An 18,135-nucleotide genomic window follows, 5' to 3' on the forward strand; every position below is an offset into this window, starting at 1 on the left:
GAGACCCGCCTCTGATTTTCCGGGCGATTTCGCGCCAGCCCCGTGCTAGGGTGCGGAAAAATAAACGAGAAAGTCATGAGCAGCAGCCCAAAAATAGAAGACGCCCTGCGCGAGGCGATCCTCTCGCAGCCCGATGTGATCCTCGACGACAAAGACGTCATGAAGGCGCTGATCGCCGCGAACGAGCGTGCGATGGGCGCCAATATCGTCGACCTGCGCGGCATCGCAATGGAGCGGATGGAGAGCCGGCTCGACCGGCTTGAAGACACCCACCGCTCGGTGATCGCCGCCGCCTACGAGAACCTCGCAGGCACCAACCAGATCCACCGCGCCATCCTGCGCATGCTCGAACCCCTGGACTTCGAAACCTTCCTGACCGATCTCGGTGGAGAGGTCGCGGAAATCCTGCGGGTGGATGCGGTCCGCCTGGTTCTGGAAAGCGCGCAGGAGGGGCTCGATCCGGCGCTCGGCGGGCTGGACGATGTGCTGGCCGTGGCCGCCCCCGGATTTGTCGCCGACTATCTCGATCACAGCCGCCCCGGCAGCGCGCGCCAGGTCACGTTGCGCCAGCTGCAGCAGGGCTCTGACCTGATCTTCGGCGACAAGGCCGCCTGGATGAAATCCGAGGCCTGCCTCGCGCTCGACTTCGGGCCCGGGCGTCTGCCCGGCCTGCTGATCCTCGGCTCTGAAGACCCACATATGTTCGGGCCACAACAGGGCACCGACCTTTTGCTCTTCTTCACTGGCGTCTTCGAACGGGTCATGCGCCGCTGGCTGTCGTGAGCCTGATCAGCCCCGCCGCACGGGATGCGCTCGAAGCGTGGCTGAGCCACCAGCGCGCGCTGAAAGGGGCCGCGCAGAACACGCTCACCGCCTATCAGGGCGATGTGGCGGAGTTTCTCGCCTTCATCACCGAGTACAAAGGCGAGCGGCAGGGGCTGGCCGCCCTCGCCCGCATCACTGTGACCGACATGCGGGCCTGGATGGCCCATGCGCGCAGCGGCGGGATCGCGGCCCGGTCGCTGGCCCGCAAGCTCTCGGCCGTGAAAGCCTTTTATCGCTGGCTGGCCGAACGCGAGGGGTTCGAGCCCACCGCCGTCCTGTCCGTCCGCGCGCCGAAGTTCCAGAAAAAGCTACCCCGCCCGCTGGCCGAAGACGCCGCACGCACCCTGATCGACGCGATCGAGCTGCAATCGGAGACACCCTGGGTCGGCGCCCGCGATGTGGCCGTGGTCACCCTGCTTTGGGGCTGCGGGTTGCGCATCTCCGAAGCCCTGGGCCTCACGGGCGCGGACGCGCCGCTGCCCGAGACCCTGCGGATCACCGGCAAGGGCAACAAGGAGCGGATCGTGCCGGTTGTGCCCGCGGCCCGCGCGGCGGTGGAGGCCTATCTGGCGGTCTGCCCCTTCCCGCTGGAGCCCGATCAGCCGCTCTTTCGTGCGGTCCGCGGCGGCGCGCTCGGGCCGGGCGCGATCCAGAAAGTCATGGCGCGCGCACGGATGCAACTGGGTCTGCCCGCCAGTGCGACGCCCCATGCGATGCGCCACAGCTTCGCAACCCATTTGCTCGACGCGGGCGGTGATCTGCGCGCGATCCAGGAGCTTCTGGGCCATGCGTCGCTCTCCACAACCCAGGCCTATACGGCAGTCGACACAGCCCGCCTGATGGAGGTCTACGACCGGGCCCACCCCAAGGCCTGACCACCCGCCTGTTGCAGCGCCACCGCGACGCCGCGACATAGTCCGCACAGCAGCTTTTCTTTTTGCATCCCCTAGCCCCATGCGGCATGAACGTTCCATGACATTGAGGTTACGCGCGCTCGGCGTGCATTTGTTTACGGCCACGGGCGCGGTGTTTGCTATGCTGTCGATGTTGGCAGCGGTCGACGAGAAATGGGATCTGATGTTCCTCTGGCTCGTCGTGGCGTTCTTTGTGGATGGCATCGACGGCCCACTCGCCCGCCACTATCACGTGAAGGTCAATGCGCCCGAATTCGACGGGGTGCTGCTCGATCTGATCATCGACTACCTGACCTATGTGTTCATCCCGGCCTTTGCGCTCTTCAAATCGGGGCTGATGGACGGCTGGACGGGATGGTTTGCGATCATCGTGATCACCTTCGCCTCGGCGCTCTACTTCGCCGACACACGGATGAAAACAAAGGACAATTCCTTCTCCGGCTTCCCCGGGTGCTGGAACATGCTGGTGCTGGTGATCTTCGCGCTGCAGCCGAATTTCTGGGTCTCGCTGGCGCTGGTGACGGCGCTGGCCATCGCCATGTTCCTGCCGCTGAAATTCGTGCACCCGGTCCGTACAGAGCGCTGGCGGGTCATCACCCTGCCGATGGCGCTCGCCTGGACGTTCTTTGCGGGCTGGGCTGCCTGGGTCGACTTCCACCCGCAAAGCTGGGCGCATTGGGGGCTGGTGGTGACCTCGGTCTATCTCGTTTTCGCGGGCATCGCACAGCAAATCTTTCCCACCCGCAACAACGGCGGTCTTTAGCCCGCGGCGGCCTGAAAGCCCACCGCACCTGCCAGCACCACGGTCAGGCCCGGCAGGTGCGGTGGGCTTTCAGGCCGCCGCGTCCGCCACTTGAGCAAAAACGGTGTCGCTTGTTCGTTTGCTCGGCCGTAAGTGGCGCGCGAAAACCGACGCCATGGTCAGATCAGCAATCCAGCGGCCCCTTCATGGCGCAGAAGGGCGACCTTGGTCTCGACGCCGCCCGCCCCCGAGAACCCGGTCAGCCCTTTCGCCCCCATGACACGGTGGCAGGGGATGATGATCGGGATCGGGTTGCCCCCGCAAGCCTGTCCAACTGCCTGCGGCATCGCGCCCAGATCACGGGCGATATCGCCGTAGGTCACCGTCTCGCCAAAGGGGATGGCCCGCATCGCTGCACAGACATCCTGCTGAAAGGCGGAGCCACGGACCGTCAAGGGCAGATCGAAGCTCTCGCGCCTGCCGGCGTCATATTCCGCCAATTGCTGCGCAGCCTCTTTCAGCAACTCAGTCGGCGCGCCCGCATCGGTGCCGTTCCAGCGCACAGCGGTGATCGCCCCCTCGTCTTCGAAAAGGGTCAGGCGACCAAACTGGGTATCGACGCTGAGACGTGGCATATGTCCAAGATGGCCCGACACGCCTCAACCGGCAACCCGGAACCTGCGTCTAAGGCCCGCTGAGCCCGATCCGGATCGGGCCCCGCGCCGTGCAGGCAGACACCACTTTGCCCTTCTCCGTCACCACGACTTCGCCCGCCGCGGCCAGCGCGTCCGCCGTGCGCCGCACCTTCGGCATCAGTGTCCGCCAGTCACCGGGCGCAAGCGCCCGCGCCACCTCCGACGGGCAGAGCGTTTTGCCCGGCCCACGGCGGTGCACCAGTGCGCGGATCGCGGCGGCGATGGCTTCGGGGTCAGGCGACGGCGCTGTCACAGCGCCCGCAGACGCCAGGCGCCGCATGGGTTCCGACATCGGGCAGGATCTTCCAGCAGCGCGCGCATTTCTCGCCTTCGGCCTTGTCAACTGACACCCAGAGCCCCGCCAGACCATCCTCAGCTGTCCAACTAGGAGGCAATCCAAGATTCACGCTTGCAGCTGAGGTGATAAAGATTTCGGCGAAGTCCACGCTCTGGAGATCTTGGGTTGCTTCTTCATCGCTATCCCAAAGATGAGCTTCGTTTCCAAGCCAAACCGTGGGTGCGGCCTCTAAACTAGATCCTATTTCCTTTTCTTGACGCTTCAACTCAATTGCCTCGGTCACTTTTTTTCGAATCGACCTGACTTTCGACCATTTCTCCGCCAGGTCCGGCGCCAGCCAATCCCCTGGCGTCTCCGGGAAGTCCTGCAAATGCACCGAGCTGCCCTCGTGCGGGAACCGCTCCAACCAGACCTCTTCCATGGTGAAGACCAGCACGGGCGCCAGCCATGTGGTCAATCGCTGGAAGAGCAGATCCAGCACCGTCCGCGCCGAGCGCCGCGCCACCGTGTCGCCATCACAATAGAGCGCATCCTTGCGGATATCGAAGTAAAAGGCCGACAGATCCAGCGTCGCGAAATTGAACACCGCCTGCCAAACGCCCTGGAAGTCGAACCGCGCATAGCGCGCCCGCACCTCCTGATCCAGCTCCGCCAAACGGTGCAGCACCCAACGCTCCAGCTCCGGCATCTCTGCCGGATCCATCCGGTCCGCTTCCGTGAAATCGTTCAGCGAGCCCAGCATGTAACGCATGGTGTTGCGCAACCGGCGATAGCTGTCGGCCACGCCTTTCAGGATCTCATCGCCGATCCGTTGATCCGCCGTATAATCCGTCTGCGCCACCCAGAGTCGCAGGATATCAGCCCCGTACTGCTGCACGATCTTCTCGGGCACAATCGTATTGCCGATGGATTTGGACATCTTCATGCCCTTCGCATCCAGCGTGAACCCATGCGTCACCACATTGCGGTAGGGCGCGCGCCCGGTGGTGCCCACCGATTGCAGCAGCGAGGAATGGAACCAGCCGCGGTGCTGGTCGGTGCCTTCCATGTAGACGTCGGCAATGCCGTCCTCGGTGCCATCCGCGCGGTCGCGCAGGGTGAAGGCGTGGGTCGAGCCAGAATCGAACCACACGTCGAGGATATCCATCACCTGATCGTAGTCATCCGGGTTCACCACATTGCCGAGGAAGCGCTCCTTCGCGCCCGCCTCATACCAGGCATCCGCCCCCTCGGCCTCGAAGGCCTCGGCGATCCGCGCGTTGACCTCAGCGTTGCGCAGCAGGAAGTCCTCATCCGTCGGCAGCGCGCCCTTCTTCGTAAAGCAGGTGAGCGGCACCCCCCAAGCGCGCTGGCGCGACAGCACCCAATCGGGCCGCGCCTGCATCATCGAATGCAGCCTGTTGCGCCCGGATTTGGGTGTCCAGTTCACATTGTCAATCTCCGTCAGCGCCCGTTCGCGGATCGTGGTCCCATGCGTGTCCTGCCCATCGCCCACCGGCTTGTCGATGGCCGCAAACCACTGCGGTGTGTTGCGATAGATCACCGGCGCCTTCGACCGCCAGGAATGCGGATAGCTGTGCTTGATCTTGCCACGCGCGAGCAGCCCGCCGACCTCGGCCAGCTTGTTGATCACAGCCGTGTTCGCATCGCCCTCCTTGCCCTTGCGGTTGAGGATGAACGTCCCGCCAAAGAACGGCAGGTCTTCGCGGAACATGCCCTCGTCGGTGACATTATAGGTGATCACCTCATGCAGCATGTTCAGATCGCGATAGAGTTCATATTCCTCCATCCCGTGGCTCGGCGCGCAATGCACAAACCCCGTGCCTTCGGTGTCGGTCACGAACTCCGCAGCCCGGAAATCGCGCAGGTCATCCCACTCGCCCTCGGCCCCCTCCTGACCGCTCAGCGGATGGCTCAGACGCAGTTCTTCGAACTCTGCCGTATCCACATCGCGCAGGCGGCGATACATGGTCTCATCGAGCCGCGCCCGACCGAGCACATCCGCAGCCATGCTGTCGGCCAGCAAATACCGATCACCAATCCGCGCCCAGCAATCCTCGGGCCGCCCGGTGATCTCGTAAAGCCCGTAGGAGATGTCCGACCCATAAACCACCGCCTTGTTCGACGGCATGGTCCAGGGCGTCGTCGTCCAGATCACCACATAGGCGTTCATCAACTCGCGCCGCCGCATCTCGGCTTCGGTCATGGTCGACAAATCGGGCACCACGGCAGGATCATCGCCCGTCTCAACCCGGAACTTCACCCAGATCGTGAAGCTCTCCTTGTCGTGGTACTCCACCTCCGCCTCAGCGAGCGCCGTCTGCTCCACAGGCGACCACATCACCGGCTTTGAGCCCTGATAAAGCGTGCCGTTCATCAGGAATTTCATGAATTCCTCGGCAATCACCCGCTCTGCATGGAAATCCATCGTCAGATACGGCTCCGCCCAATTGCCGGTCACACCCAGACGCTTGAATTCCTCCCGCTGCACGCCCACCCAATGGTCCGCAAACTGCCGGCACTCGGCGCGGAATTCGTTGATCGGCACCTCGTCCTTGTTCTTACCTTTCTGGCGGTACTGCTCCTCGATCTTCCACTCGATCGGCAGCCCGTGACAGTCCCACCCGGGCACATAGCGGCTGTCGAAGCCCATCATCTGATGCGACCGCACGATCATATCCTTGATCGTCTTGTTCAGCGCGTGCCCGATGTGCAAGTTGCCATTGGCATAAGGCGGGCCGTCGTGCAGGACGAAACTCTCCCGCCCCTCTTTCTCCCGTAGCCGGTCATAAACCCCGATCTCCTCCCACCGCTCAAGCCAAGCAGGCTCGCGCTTCGGCAGTCCCGCGCGCATCGGAAAGTCGGTCTTCGGCAGGCTCAGCGTGGATTTGTAATCGTGTTTCTCAGCGGTGTCGGTGGTCTCGGCGCACATTGCGGGCGTCCTTTGGATATCGTGTCACATGTCAGGAAAAGCGGTCGGTGCGCGCATCGCAAACACCTTGGCCCGGCGTCTCATGGTCTCAGAGCGCCGGGGATATAATTCGAATGAGGATCAGGCGTGGGTCGTCCATGACGCGCCTTATACGCAGCGGCTCACGCGCCGACAAGTCCCCGCAGCGCGCGCGCGTCTCACGTCGAGGACCGCGTAAACCACGCCCCTTCACCCTTCTGAAAATACTCCGGGGGGCGAGGCCCGGTCCGCGTCAGCGGCAAACTGTCCAGCGGACAGTTTGAGGGCCGAACGGGGCGGAGCCCCAAACGCCATCAGATACCAGGCCAACGCTCCCCATCACGCATTCACATGCGCCCAGACCTCCGACATCACCACCGACCCTTCACCGACAGCAGAGGCGACGCGCTTCACCGACCCTGCGCGCACATCCCCCACCGCAAAGACACCCGGACAGGAGGTCTCATATTGCGAGCGCCCGCCGGCCTCTGCGCCGGTGAGCACAAACCCTTTCTCGTCCAGCTTGATCAGACCCGACAGCCAGTCTGTATTCGGCGCGGCCCCCACCATGACAAAGAGCGCCGAGGTCTTCAGGTCCCAATCCTGCCCCGAGGTGCGATCGCGGATGGTGATGCGCTCCAGCACGTCCCGCCCGTGCAGCGCGGTCACTTCCGTGCAGACATGCACCGTGATGCGCGGATGAGAGGTCAGCCGCTGCAACAAATAGTCCGACATCGACGACGCCAGGCTCTCGCCGCGCACCAGCACATGCACATGCCGCGTCGTGCGCGCCAGATACATCGCCGCCTGTCCCGCCGAATTGCCGCCGCCAATGACGGCCACCTCCGCATCACGGCACCAGCGCGCCTCGACCTCGGTGGCCGCATAATAGACACCTGCGCCCTCCAGCCGTTCCAACCCCTCCAGCGGAAGGCGCCGGTACTGCACACCCGTCGCCACGATCAGCGCCTTGGCGCTCACCTCCTGGCCATCATCCAGCGTGGCATGAAACCACTTCTCATCACATTGCCGCAGGGTTGCGGCGCGCCGTGGCACGGAAAACTTGGTGCCGAACTTCATCGCCTGCACCTCGCCGCGCCCGATCAGATCACCGCCTGAGATGCCCGTGGGAAACCCCATGTAATTCTCGATCCGGCTCGAGGTGCCCGCCTGCCCGCCAACGGCCATATCTTCCAGCACCAAGGCACGCAGCCCCTCGGCGCCGGCATAGACCCCCGCCGCCACGCCCGCCGGGCCACCGCCCACGATCAGCACGTCAAAGCTGAGCGCCTCGTCGGTGTCCATGTAGAGCCCCAGCGCCTGCGCCACACCGCGCGGCGTCGGCGGGTCGATCTTGCGTTCGCGCCCGAAAATCACGCCCGGCTGCGCTTCGGCGATGCCGCATTGCTCGGCCAGCGCCATCGCATCGGGCGAGGTCACTTCGATCTCCCGGTAGGGAATGCGGTTGCGCGCAGCAAAGCTCGCCACATGACGAATGTCGCGGCTGATCTCCGAGCCGATGAGGGTGAGCGCCGAATCCGATTGCTCCACCGCCCGGCGGCGCCGCGCGGCCATGACCGTCACGATGATATCGCTCATCTCCGGCATGTCCGACATCATCTGCAGCATGTCGTCGCGCGGCACGCAGAGCATCGTGCTATCCACCACCGCCCGCGCGCCTGCGAGCGACACACCGCCCGACAGAAACTGCAAATCACCAAAGAACTGCCCCGGGCCCAGCGTCGCGGCCCCCAGCCGCTGCAGGTTCGACGGGTTCACCGCCTCAACCTCGCCCTCGATCACATAGTGGAATTCATCCGAGGCGCCGCCCGGCTCCTGCACGAACTCACCCGCCTTAAACTTCGAGACAACACCTTTGCGGCGCATCGCGGCCACATGCTCGGGCTCCAGCGGCCTGCGTACCATCGTCGCGAGATCGGCGGCAAAACTCTCCATCACCCCACTCCTGTCCGGATCGCCCGGCGCGCCAGTCTCAGGATGCGTTGGATCCGAAGAGGCCGCCCAGGCTCTGTTTGATGATATCGCGCACCTTCGGCTTTTTTCCAGATGCGAAGGGCAGCGGTCGGCAAACTTCCATCGCGGCCACCCCCACCCGCGCCGTCAGCGCCCCATTCACAAGCCCCTCGCCAAAGCGGCGCGAGAGCTTGCCGAGGATCGAGCCGCCCAGAACGGGTTCCAACAGGTCATCGCCCACGGCCACGGCGCCGGTTGCGACCAGATGCGCCATCACCGCGCGCGTCAGACGCCAACCGCCCAGAAACCCGGAGCGCCCGCCGTAGACCTCGGCAATCCGCCGGATCATCCGCAGATTCGCCGTCAGCGCCGCCGCCACGTCTGCCAGCGCCAACGGCACCAGCGCCGTGACCGTGGCCACCTGCCGCGCGGCCGCTTCCACCTCGCGTTGTGCGGCCTGGTCAAGAGGTCCCAGCATCTCGCGATCCACCAGCACCAAGAGGCTCGCCGCATCCATCTGATCGCCGCGCAGCTCTGCCATGCGGTCACGGCCCCAACGCGTGTCCTCGCGCCCTTTATAGAGCGCCAGCAACCGGTCCGTCACCGCCCGCGCCGCCTGCAGATCATCCTCCGCCAGCGCGGTATCCGCCGCCCGGCGCAGCCCATCGAGCCGTCCCAACCGCCCCAATGCGGCCACCTCGCGCAGCATCACCACCGCCAAAGCCAGCAGGAAGGCGCCCGTCAGCCCGGTGACAGCCCAGCCCAGGAGCGCGTTCTGCGCCACCAAGGCCGATAAAAACCCCCAGGCCTTGATCGAAACCACCGCGCCCACCAGCGCCACGCCCAGCGACCAGACCCAACGGACCAGCCGCGACGGTTTGCGCGCGGCAATCCCGGCAGCGACCTGCATCGCCTGGCCCTGCGGTGGCGCAGCCTCGTCCTCGGGCACCGGCGGCGCCTCGGCCACGGGCAGGTGCGGCTCCGCCGCCTCGTCGAGATCGATGAGAACCGGCCCCCGCGCCATCAAAAGGCGCCCTTGACCCACTCGAACCGGATGTCGGGCAGGCCCGCGTCATTGTTGCTGCCATCGGTGCGGGCGGTCTCAATGAACCCGCGCAGCCCGTAAAACCGCGTCGCCGAGGAATTCGCCTGATAGCTCCACAGCGTCAGCTTGTCGCTCTCGCCCTTCGCATCATCGAGCAGCGCCGTGCCCACGCCATTGTCCTGCGCGTCTGGCAACACGTAAAGCGCATGCACCTCTTCTTCCCAGCGCGCGATGAACCCCACGACCTTGCCATCCCGCTTGGCCACGCGCACCCAACCGGCCTCGATCATGTCGCCGGCATACATGATCTCTTCCGCTGCCGAATGCAGCCGCGGCAGCCACGGCATGGCATCGTTGGAAACAGACAGGATATGCCCCACGGCCCCTGCATCCAGCGTGCGCGCCGGGGCGATGATAATCTCATTCATAGCCTATCCCCTAAAAGGAATTGGGCAGCCTTATCAAGCCGGATATGCGGCGGCCCGTCGCCGGGGCGCAAAGTAAGCGGCGAAGGTGCGAAATTCATCACACGGTAGTCCTGATCAAGCCAGCTTTCGGCCCCCGCCTTCGCCGGTGCCAGCAGATGCGCGGGGTCCTTCGGCAGGGCGCCGGGATAAAACGCCGCCTGTTTGCCGCTCTCCAAGAGCGTGCCGCGCACCACGTCAAGCTCCTGACCCTCATGGGTCATGGTGTCTTCCGTGGTGGCCCGCAGCGATGCAATCGCCAGCGCCGCTGTCTCGGCTCCTGCAAAGCGCGCCCGGTCCACCGCCCCGCGCAACAACGCCTCCATGATCGCCGTCAGCCGGGCGTGCTGGCGGTGATGCAGATGGTCGGCCTTGGTGGCGGCAAAAAGGATCTTCTCCACCCGCTTGCCCTGAAAGAGCTGTGTGAGAAAGGCATTCTGACCAGGCCGGAAGGCGCCCAGGATATCCGCCATCGCGCCGCGCATGTCCTCCACCGCCCGCGGCCCCTTGTGGATCGCCCCCAGCGCATCGACCAGCACCACCTGCCGGTCGATCCGCGCAAAGTGATCGCGAAAGAAAGGCCGCACCACCTCGCGCTTGTAGGCCTCGAACCGACGCGCCATCTCGCGCATGAGCGATTTGCGCGGGCCCGGCGCCTCGCCCGGCAGCGGCGCGAAGGTCAGCACAGGCGAGCCCGCGAGATCACCGGGCAGCAGGAACCGCCCCGGCGTACAATCGTAGTACCCCGAGACCCGCGCCGCCTGCAGATAGCTGGTGAAATCCTCGGCCAGCGCCTTGGCGGTCGGCTCCTCCAGCCCCGCCTCAGGGTCCGTCTTCGCCACACGCGCGCGAAACGCCTCGGCCTCGGGCCGGTCCTGCAGCCGTGCGAGCACCTCCGCCGACCAACTCGCATAGTCCTTCTCCAGCAGCGCCAGATCGAGCAGCCACTCACCGGGATAATCCACGATATCGATGTGCACCGTGCGCGGCCCCTGCAGCCCAGCGAGCAAGCCCGCCCGGCGCACCCTGAGCGACAACCGCAGCTCCGAGACCGCGCGTGTGCTCTCGGGCCAGACCGGCGCGCGGGCAGTCAACTGGCCCAGATGGGTCTCGAAATCGAAGCGCGGCAGCGTGTCGTCAGGTTGCGGCTGCAGGAACGCCGCCTCGATGCGCCCCTCGGCGGCGGCCACCAGATGCGGCATCCGCCCTCGGTCGAGCAGATTGGCGATGAGCGAGGTGATGAAGACCGTCTTGCCAGAGCGCGCGAGCCCCGTGACGCCGACACGAATGACCGGCTCAAACAAGGTCTCGTTGACCGTGTCCTGCACGTTCTCGATCTGCCGCAGCACCGTGTCGGCGAGTGTTGTCAGTCCCAAACCTGCCTGTCCCTGCAGTTTTTGTGTCTCGCGCTACATAGGCGCTGGGGCGCGCGCGCACCAGAGGGGGCAAAGCCATTTGACGCGCGCGCGCAGCCGGGCTAGGGCCGACGCCATGCCGCGTTACGCCTTGAAAATCGAATACCACGGCGCGCCGTTCGCTGGCTGGCAACGCCAGGCCGACCAGCCCTCGGTGCAGGGCGCGGTGGAGGCCGCCCTGGCCAAGCTGGAGCCCCGCCCGCACACCATCGCCGCCGCCGGGCGCACCGATGCGGGCGTGCATGCGCTGGGGCAAGTGGCCCAGTGTGACATGGTCGCAGACTGGGCGCCGTTCCGTCTCTCGGAAGCGCTGAATCACCACCTGAAGCCCGATCCCGTCGCGATTGTCGCGTGCGCGCAGGTCGCCGAGGACTGGCACGCGCGCTTCTCGGCACTGGAGCGGCGGTATCTCTTCCGCATCCTGATGCGCCGCGCGCCGGCCACCCATCAGGCGGGGCTGGTCTGGCAGGTGAAACACGATCTCGATGTGGCCGCGATGCAGGCAGGCGCCGCGCATCTGATCGGACGGCACGATTTCACCACCTTCCGCTCGTCGATCTGCCAATCCGACAGCCCGGTCAAAACGCTCGACCGGCTGGATGTCACGTATGTCGACACCGCGCACGGACCCGAAGTGCACCTCGATGTGCGCGCAAGGTCCTTCCTGCACAACCAGGTGCGCAGCTTCGTGGGCACGCTGGAACGCGTCGGCGCCGGATCCTGGGCGCCTGAACAGGTGGCGGAGGCCCTCGCCGCCCGCGACCGCGCCGCCTGCGGCCCCGTCTGCCCGCCACACGGCCTCTACCTCGCCCATGTCCGCTACCCCGAGGATCCGTTTGCGTGACCAAAGGTGGCCTGAAAGCCCACCTGACCTGACTGTCCTGAGGCCTGTGCTGGCAGGTGGGGTGGGCTTTCAGGCCACCCCTTTGCGCCTCAGTCGTTGTCGCTCAGGCCCGCACCCGCACCGCTCAACCGCGATGCCGCACTCTCCGGCACAAAGGTCCGTGCAGCAAGCTCCGTCATCTTGGCAATCAGCTCGTCACAATCGGTGATGCGCTGCAGAGACAAGGGCCTCTCGCGCGTGGCGAAGGTCAATGTCAGACCAGTTGCCCCCTCTCTCTGCACGGTGCATTCCAAGGGCAAGGCATCAAAATAGCTTCGCGCCAAATCGGTGTCGCCCGGCCACTCGACCTTCGCCTCACCTCCCTCTTGCGCCATGGGCACCACCGTCTGCATCACCAGCGGCAACGTGCTGATCGGCCCGTCCGGCAGCGCGTCCAGCGCCGCCGACACGGCGTCAGGCCCGCGCCCCTGTCCAAGATGCAGCGCGACCGCTTCTCCGAAAAGGGCTGCCTGCCCGGCGGGCGCGCCCGCGCCGCGCGCCGCCTTGGTCGCCAGCGCCAAGATCTCCGCGCGCGACCAGCTCATGCCTCAAAGACCGGCAGCCACCAATCATCCGCCCGGGTGTCCAACTCATCCGCCAGCGGCGCGCCCTGGCAGAGCGTGATCCGCGTCCAGCGGTCGGATTTCGGATCAAACTTTGCAGCCCCGAAAAACGCGAGCTTGCAACGCAGCATATCGATGGGCAGGCAGCCCGCCCCGATCAGATTGTCGCGGATCTCCGCATAAGGATAGGTCGCCGCCAGCGCCACGCGCTGAACCGCCAGCAGATGCTCGGGGCGCCGGGCCAGAAACGAGGCGACCGCCTCAGACCGCTCCGGCAAGTCGAGAGACAGCGCCTTGACCCGGCGCCCGATGTCGAGCGGGCTCTCCAACGCCGCCCCCTCTTCCGCGAAGCGATCGCCGAGGCGCGGCTCCTGCTTGGCGGCACTCACATACCAGAACTGCTGGCACTGCGCCGCGTCGGCATAATCCGGCGCCAGCGCCCAGTCAAAACTCCGCTGGATCTCGGCCCGCAGCGCGCCCGTCTCGACCAGGGGCGCCGGAACGGACCCCACAGGGTCCGCCATGCACTCTGCCAGCCCATCCACCAGCTCTGGAAAGGGCTCGAGCAGCAGCGACACCAAAAGCTCCTGCAGATCGTCGCTCTGCGTGGCTGAGGCGCGGATCAGCCGCTCCAGCGCCCCCTCTTCAGCAAGCGCTTCCGGCGTGACAACACAGCAAAACGCCGCCCAGTCTGCGCGCAGCCGGTCGATCCGCGCCTGATGCGCCACATCCGGGACCTGCCACTCCGCCAAATGCCGCGCCGCCCGCGTCACCAGCGCCTCAAGCCGCGCAGCCCTCTCAGGCTCCAGACGCCGCACCGCCCGCACCCGCGCCAGCGCCGTCTCCCGCGCCAGCATCCAGTTGTTCAAGAGCACCGGGTGCGTCACCAGAAACGGCGCCATGCCCAGCCCCGTGGAGTTGCCAATGCCCAGATGTCGCTTCAGCCCACGGTCGAGCACACCCCGCCCCACGTGTTCGACCAGATCATGGGTGAATTGCCGGATCAGCCAGACCGTCAGCATCTCGGCCATGAACGGCCCCGACAGCCCCGGTCGCATGTCGATGCAGGCACGATCCGCAATCCCGAACTTGCCATTGCCATAGACGGCGGTGGTGCGCATCAGATACCCGATCTCGCGCACCATCTGCGCATCGGGTTGCTGCCCCGCCCGCAACCGGTCCACCACATGCTGGAAGAGCCGCACCGATTTATTCGCCCGGCTCAGCACCAGATCGCGTTCGGTGAACCGCGCAGCCTCCTGCCGCGGCGCCGCGGCACAGATGCGCGCAATCTCATCCGCATCCGGCACGCCGTCATAGAGCACATAGGAACTGTCCCAGGCCTCGGCGATCACCCGGTCCGTCCGGTCTTCCGGAGCCAGCGCCGTCGACACGGCCACAAGAGAATAGGTGTGCCCGCCGAAGGACAGCGCATAAACCGCATGGCCGTACCCTTCCGGGCACATCTGCCAGACGGGTCGCGACACCTGCGCCTTTTCAGCGGCCAGAAACCGCATCAGCGTGCGCAGAAACGACAGCCGCGTGGGGAACATGGCCCCCATCCGGCGCAGCCGCATGACCTCGCTCGGCGGGCGCAGCGGTGCCTGGGGAGGGGCGACAAAATCCTTCATGCGGGGCCGAAACTCTCGGCATAGAACCGATGCCAGTTGCCGCCCATGATCCCGTCGACCTCCTCCGCGCTGAGGCCTGTCGCCAGCAACCCGTCGCGGATGACCCCAAAATCGCCGTTGCCCGAGAACCACGTGGGCATCGGCGGAAAGCCCGGCGCCGCTGCCGAGCCCTCGCCATAATCGATCTGCTTGGTCCAACGGCCCACGCGCATCCACTCCACCACGCTGTCCGGCTGATCCTGACAGAGGTCCGTGCCCAGCCCGAGGTTCCGCGCGCCATAGCGCCGTGCCGCCTCGGCCATCATCGCACAGAAGTCTTCCAGCGTGCAGGCGCAGCCGCCCTTTAGATGATGCGGATAGATCGAGAACCCCAGCATCCCGCCCGCCTGCGTGAGCGCGCGCAGCACCGTATCGGATTTGTTGCGCAAGGCCGCATGCCACCACGCGGGGTTGGCATGGGTGATCGCGATGGGCCGCGTGGAATGCTCAATCGCCTCCAGCGTCGAACGCTCCGCAGAATGCGACATGTCCACCACCATGCCCACCCGGTTCATCTCGGCCACCACGGCGCGGCCCATGCGCGTCAGCCCGGTGTCGTCATCCTCGTAGCACCCGGTCGCAAGCAGCGACTGGTTGTTATACGTGAGCTGCATGAACCGCACGCCCAGCTGGTGGCAGATCTCCACCAGCCCGATGTCATCCTCAATGGGGCTCGGGTTCTGGAACCCGAAGAAAATCGCCGTGCGCCCGGTCTCCTGTGCGCGGGTCACATCCTCTGCGCCGGTGCCCTTGAAGATCAGGTCGGGATGATCTTCGAACCATCGGTTCCAGCGTTCGAGGTTCAGCACCATCTCACGGAAACTCTCGTGATAGGCCACGGTCACATGCACCGCATCCACGCCACCCTCCCGCATCTCCTCGAAGATCCGGGGCGAATACTTGGCGTATTGCAGGTTGTCGATGACAGGCGCGCGCATGGCGGCAGTCTGGGAGAGATCGCCGCACGGCTCAATTCAAAAAGCGACCTGCGGGCGGCTGAAACGACGCTCCGCTGCGTTGAGCGGTCCAGTTTGCCGAAGGCTGCGCGGTTGAGATCAGTTACGACCGGCCAGACACGCAAGATGATTTCTTTATAGAAAACAGATCTCTAAAATAGGAACCTAAAGCGCAATCACCACGGTGGGTCGGGCCAAAGACCCAACCCACCGGGCACTCGTTACCCTTGCTCCCCAGGTACTGGTTAAACCCACCCGACCTCGAGGACACGGTCGGTATTGCGAGGGTCTAACCCCGAGGGCCGCCCTAGGGTTCCCTGTGTTCTTCACGCAAACCTGCAAAGATGGGCGCGAAGCCGCCGATGGCGCTCTGCGGCCTGTGGCCTCAGATCTTCTCCTGCGTGTGCTTGCGCAGCTCCGCTCGCGCCACCTGGCGCCGGTGGACCGCATCCGGCCCGTCCGCAAAGCGCAGGGCGCGCTGCCAGGTCCAAGCCATAGCCAGCGGTGTGTCCTGGCTGATGCCCTGCCCGCCGTGCATCTGCATCGCCTCATCCAGCACTTTCAGCGCCATGCGCGGCGCCACCACCTTGATCTGGGAAATCCACGGCGCCGCCGCTCGGGCATCCCCCTGGTCCATCATCCAGGCGGCTTTCAAGCATAACAGCCGCGACATCTCGATCTCCATCCGGCATTCCGCGATGATGTCGAAATTCGCCCCCAGCTGCGCGAGCGGCTTGCCAAAGGCCTCCTTGCGCAGCGACCGCTGGCAGAGCAGCTCCAGCGCCGCCTCCGCCTGCCCGACCGAGCGCATGCAATGGTGAATCCGCCCCGGCCCAAGCCGCCCCTGCGCAATCTCGAACCCGCGTCCTTCGCCCAGCAGCATGTTCTCCGCCGGCACCCGCACGTCATTGAAGCGGATATGCATATGCCCATGCGGCGCATCGTCATGGCCAAAAACCATCATGGGCCGCAAAATCTCGATCCCCGGCGTCTTGGCATCCACCACGATCATCGAATGCCGCTTGTGCTTGGGCGCGTCCTCCCCGCCGGTCTTCACCATGACGATGTAGACCGCACAACGCGGGTCCCCCGCCCCGCTCGCCCAGTATTTTTCACCCTTCAATAAATACTCATCTCCGAGTTTTTCGCAGGACATGGCGATGTTGGTGGCGTCCGACGAGGCCACCTCCGGCTCCGTCATCAAATATGCCGAGCGGATCTCACCTTCGAGCAGCGGCGCCAGCCACCGCTCTTTCATGGCGGGCGTGCCATAGCGCTCGAACACCTCCATATTCCCGGTATCGGGCGCCGAGCAGTTGAACACCTCCGCCCCCAGCGGCGTGCGACCCATCTCTTCCGCGAAATAGGCGTATTCGACCGTCGACAGCCCAAAGCCCCGCTCGGAATCGGTCAGCCAGAAATTCCACAGCCCCGCCGCCTTCGCCTTGGCCTTCAGCCCTTCGAGGATCTCCGCCTGCCGGTCGGTATAGGCCCAGCGATCCCCCTTGCCGATCTCCGCGTGATACTCCGCCTCCAGCGGCATCACCTCCTCGCGGATCATCGTGGCCACCCGGTCCAGCAGCGCCCGGGTCTCGTCGCGCATCCCAAAGTTCATATCCATCGCCCGCACCTTCCTGACCGCATTCGGGACTTTCCCCGCCCGCGCAGAGTTGCTTAGATCGCGGGGCGATGTCCATGGCCCACAGAGGCGCACCACCCGTGCACAGCTACGACCCGAAAGAGCTGGAAGACTACCTCGCCGCGCATGTGCCCGGCTTCGGAGCGCTGGACGCCATCGAAAAATTCTCCGACGGCCAATCCAACCCAACCTACCGGCTCCGCAGTGGCAAGGCCGACTACGTCCTGCGCGCCAAGCCTCCCGGCAAACTGCTGAAATCCGCCCATGCCGTTGACCGCGAGTTCCGCGTGATGAAGGCCCTCGGCCCGACATCAGTACCCGTGCCCGAGGTCTACCACCTCTCGGGCGAGGACACGCCCATGGGCACCCAGTTCATGGTCATGCAGATGGTCAAGGGCCGCATCTTCTGGGACCCGGCGCTGCCCGATCTCGACACCACGGCCCGCAGCCGCATCTATGACGCGATGAACGCGACCCTCGCCGCTCTGCACGACGTTGACCCGGGCGCGGTAGGCCTCGCCGACTACGGCAAGCCCGGCAACTACTTCGCCCGCCAACTCACCCGCTGGTCCGGGCAATACACCCAAACCGCAACCGACCCGTTGGCGGATGCCGACTGGCTCATGCGCTGGCTCGAGGATCACATGGTCGCCGACGATGGCGCAGCCAGCATCGTGCATGGCGATTTCCGCATCGACAACATGATCTTCGCGCCGGACGCCGAAGAGGTCATCGCCCTGCTCGATTGGGAGCTCAGCACCCTTGGCCACCCGCTGGCCGATCTCGCCTATCAATGCATGCACTGGCGCCTCCCCCACGCGGGCCACTTCCGGGGCCTCGGCGGGGTCGATCGCACCGCCCTCGGCCTGCCGGATGAGCCGACCTATGTCGCCGCCTATTGCGCCCGCCGGGGCCTCCCCCCGCCCGACAACTGGACCTTCTACGTGGTCTTTTCCTACTTCCGCCTGCTCGCCATCCTGCAAGGCGTGCTGAAACGCGGCCTCGACGGCAACGCCTCCAACCCCAAGGACACCGACCGCCTGCGCGACGTCATCGCGCTCATGGCCCGCGACGCGCGCAGCCTTGCAGAGACAGGATAGCC

General features: G+C 65.4%; 16 protein-coding genes. 5 read left to right on the forward strand and 11 right to left on the reverse strand.

Going from position 1 to position 18,135, the window contains the following annotated elements; all coding sequences use genetic code 11:
* The first annotated feature begins 75 nt into the window (after positions 1-75).
* The 3 genes from ACVC7O_RS15105 to ACVC7O_RS15115 all read left to right on the forward strand — a co-directional run bounded on the left by ACVC7O_RS15105 (position 76) and on the right by ACVC7O_RS15115 (position 2,502).
* Positions 76-783: a DUF484 family protein gene (locus ACVC7O_RS15105; protein ID WP_458322943.1), complete on the forward strand. Its 708-nt coding sequence runs from the start codon at positions 76-78 to the stop codon at positions 781-783.
* Complete coding sequence (locus ACVC7O_RS15110) at positions 780-1,700, forward strand: tyrosine recombinase XerC (RefSeq protein WP_458322944.1); 921 nt, start codon at positions 780-782, stop codon at positions 1,698-1,700. Before ACVC7O_RS15105 ends, ACVC7O_RS15110 begins: the two co-directional genes overlap by 4 nt.
* Before the next feature lie 97 nt (positions 1,701-1,797).
* Positions 1,798-2,502, forward strand: a complete 705-nt coding sequence (locus tag ACVC7O_RS15115) for a CDP-alcohol phosphatidyltransferase family protein (RefSeq protein WP_458322945.1) — start codon at positions 1,798-1,800, stop codon at positions 2,500-2,502.
* A 158-nt stretch (positions 2,503-2,660) separates the two neighbouring features.
* Here the strand turns inward: ACVC7O_RS15115 and ACVC7O_RS15120 are convergent, their stop codons facing one another.
* The 7 genes from ACVC7O_RS15120 to ACVC7O_RS15150 form a co-directional block, all read right to left on the reverse strand.
* On the reverse strand, positions 2,661-3,116 hold the full coding sequence (locus ACVC7O_RS15120) for a methylated-DNA--[protein]-cysteine S-methyltransferase (protein WP_458322946.1): 456 nt from the start codon (positions 3,114-3,116) through the stop codon (positions 2,661-2,663).
* 49 nt (positions 3,117-3,165) lie between these two features.
* The gene (locus ACVC7O_RS15125) at positions 3,166-3,429 is read right to left on the reverse strand and encodes a DUF3253 domain-containing protein (RefSeq protein WP_458322947.1); all 264 of its coding nucleotides are present in this window, start codon (positions 3,427-3,429) and stop codon (positions 3,166-3,168) included.
* Positions 3,410-6,406 carry an isoleucine--tRNA ligase gene (gene ileS, locus ACVC7O_RS15130; protein ID WP_458322948.1) on the reverse strand — a complete coding sequence of 999 codons (2,997 nt, stop codon included), beginning with the start codon at positions 6,404-6,406 and terminating at the stop codon, positions 3,410-3,412. Before ileS ends, ACVC7O_RS15125 begins: the two co-directional genes overlap by 20 nt.
* A 357-nt stretch (positions 6,407-6,763) precedes the next feature.
* The gene (locus tag ACVC7O_RS15135) at positions 6,764-8,380 is read right to left on the reverse strand and encodes an FAD-dependent oxidoreductase (RefSeq protein WP_458322949.1); all 1,617 of its coding nucleotides are present in this window, start codon (positions 8,378-8,380) and stop codon (positions 6,764-6,766) included.
* 37 nt (positions 8,381-8,417) lie between these two features.
* Positions 8,418-9,422, reverse strand: a complete 1,005-nt coding sequence (locus ACVC7O_RS15140; protein WP_458322950.1) for a YcjF family protein — start codon at positions 9,420-9,422, stop codon at positions 8,418-8,420.
* Positions 9,422-9,871, reverse strand: coding sequence for a GNAT family N-acetyltransferase (locus ACVC7O_RS15145; RefSeq protein ID WP_458322951.1), 450 nt, complete (start codon positions 9,869-9,871; stop codon positions 9,422-9,424). Before ACVC7O_RS15145 ends, ACVC7O_RS15140 begins: the two co-directional genes overlap by 1 nt.
* Positions 9,868-11,283 (reverse strand): YcjX family protein, encoded by a 1,416-nt coding sequence (locus tag ACVC7O_RS15150; protein ID WP_458322952.1) that lies wholly within the window; start codon positions 11,281-11,283, stop codon positions 9,868-9,870. The genes ACVC7O_RS15145 and ACVC7O_RS15150 overlap by 4 nt, the downstream gene beginning before the upstream one ends.
* 115 nt (positions 11,284-11,398) lie before the next feature.
* Here ACVC7O_RS15150 and truA point away from each other — a divergent pair, with 115 nt between their 5' ends.
* On the forward strand, positions 11,399-12,166 hold the full coding sequence (gene truA / locus ACVC7O_RS15155) for a tRNA pseudouridine(38-40) synthase TruA (RefSeq protein ID WP_458322953.1): 768 nt from the start codon (positions 11,399-11,401) through the stop codon (positions 12,164-12,166).
* An 89-nt stretch (positions 12,167-12,255) separates the two neighbouring features.
* Here the strand turns inward: truA and ACVC7O_RS15160 are convergent, their stop codons facing one another.
* From ACVC7O_RS15160 to ACVC7O_RS15175, 4 genes are all read right to left on the reverse strand, one after another.
* Entirely contained in the window at positions 12,256-12,750 is a 495-nt protein-coding gene (locus tag ACVC7O_RS15160) for a hypothetical protein (protein ID WP_458322954.1), read from the reverse strand.
* A complete protein-coding gene (locus ACVC7O_RS15165) occupies positions 12,747-14,399 on the reverse strand; it encodes a hypothetical protein (RefSeq protein ID WP_458322955.1) in 1,653 nt (550 codons plus the stop codon). The genes ACVC7O_RS15160 and ACVC7O_RS15165 overlap by 4 nt, the downstream gene beginning before the upstream one ends.
* The gene (locus ACVC7O_RS15170; protein WP_458322956.1) at positions 14,396-15,376 is read right to left on the reverse strand and encodes a membrane dipeptidase; all 981 of its coding nucleotides are present in this window, start codon (positions 15,374-15,376) and stop codon (positions 14,396-14,398) included. The genes ACVC7O_RS15165 and ACVC7O_RS15170 overlap by 4 nt, the downstream gene beginning before the upstream one ends.
* 403 nt (positions 15,377-15,779) lie before the next feature.
* Positions 15,780-17,015, reverse strand: a complete 1,236-nt coding sequence (locus tag ACVC7O_RS15175) for an acyl-CoA dehydrogenase family protein (RefSeq protein ID WP_458322957.1) — start codon at positions 17,013-17,015, stop codon at positions 15,780-15,782.
* 74 nt (positions 17,016-17,089) lie between these two features.
* Here ACVC7O_RS15175 and ACVC7O_RS15180 point away from each other — a divergent pair, with 74 nt between their 5' ends.
* Complete coding sequence (locus ACVC7O_RS15180; RefSeq protein WP_458322958.1) at positions 17,090-18,133, forward strand: phosphotransferase; 1,044 nt, start codon at positions 17,090-17,092, stop codon at positions 18,131-18,133.
* Positions 18,134-18,135: the final 2 nt, after the last annotated feature.

The organism is Roseobacter cerffii (assembly GCF_054226325.1).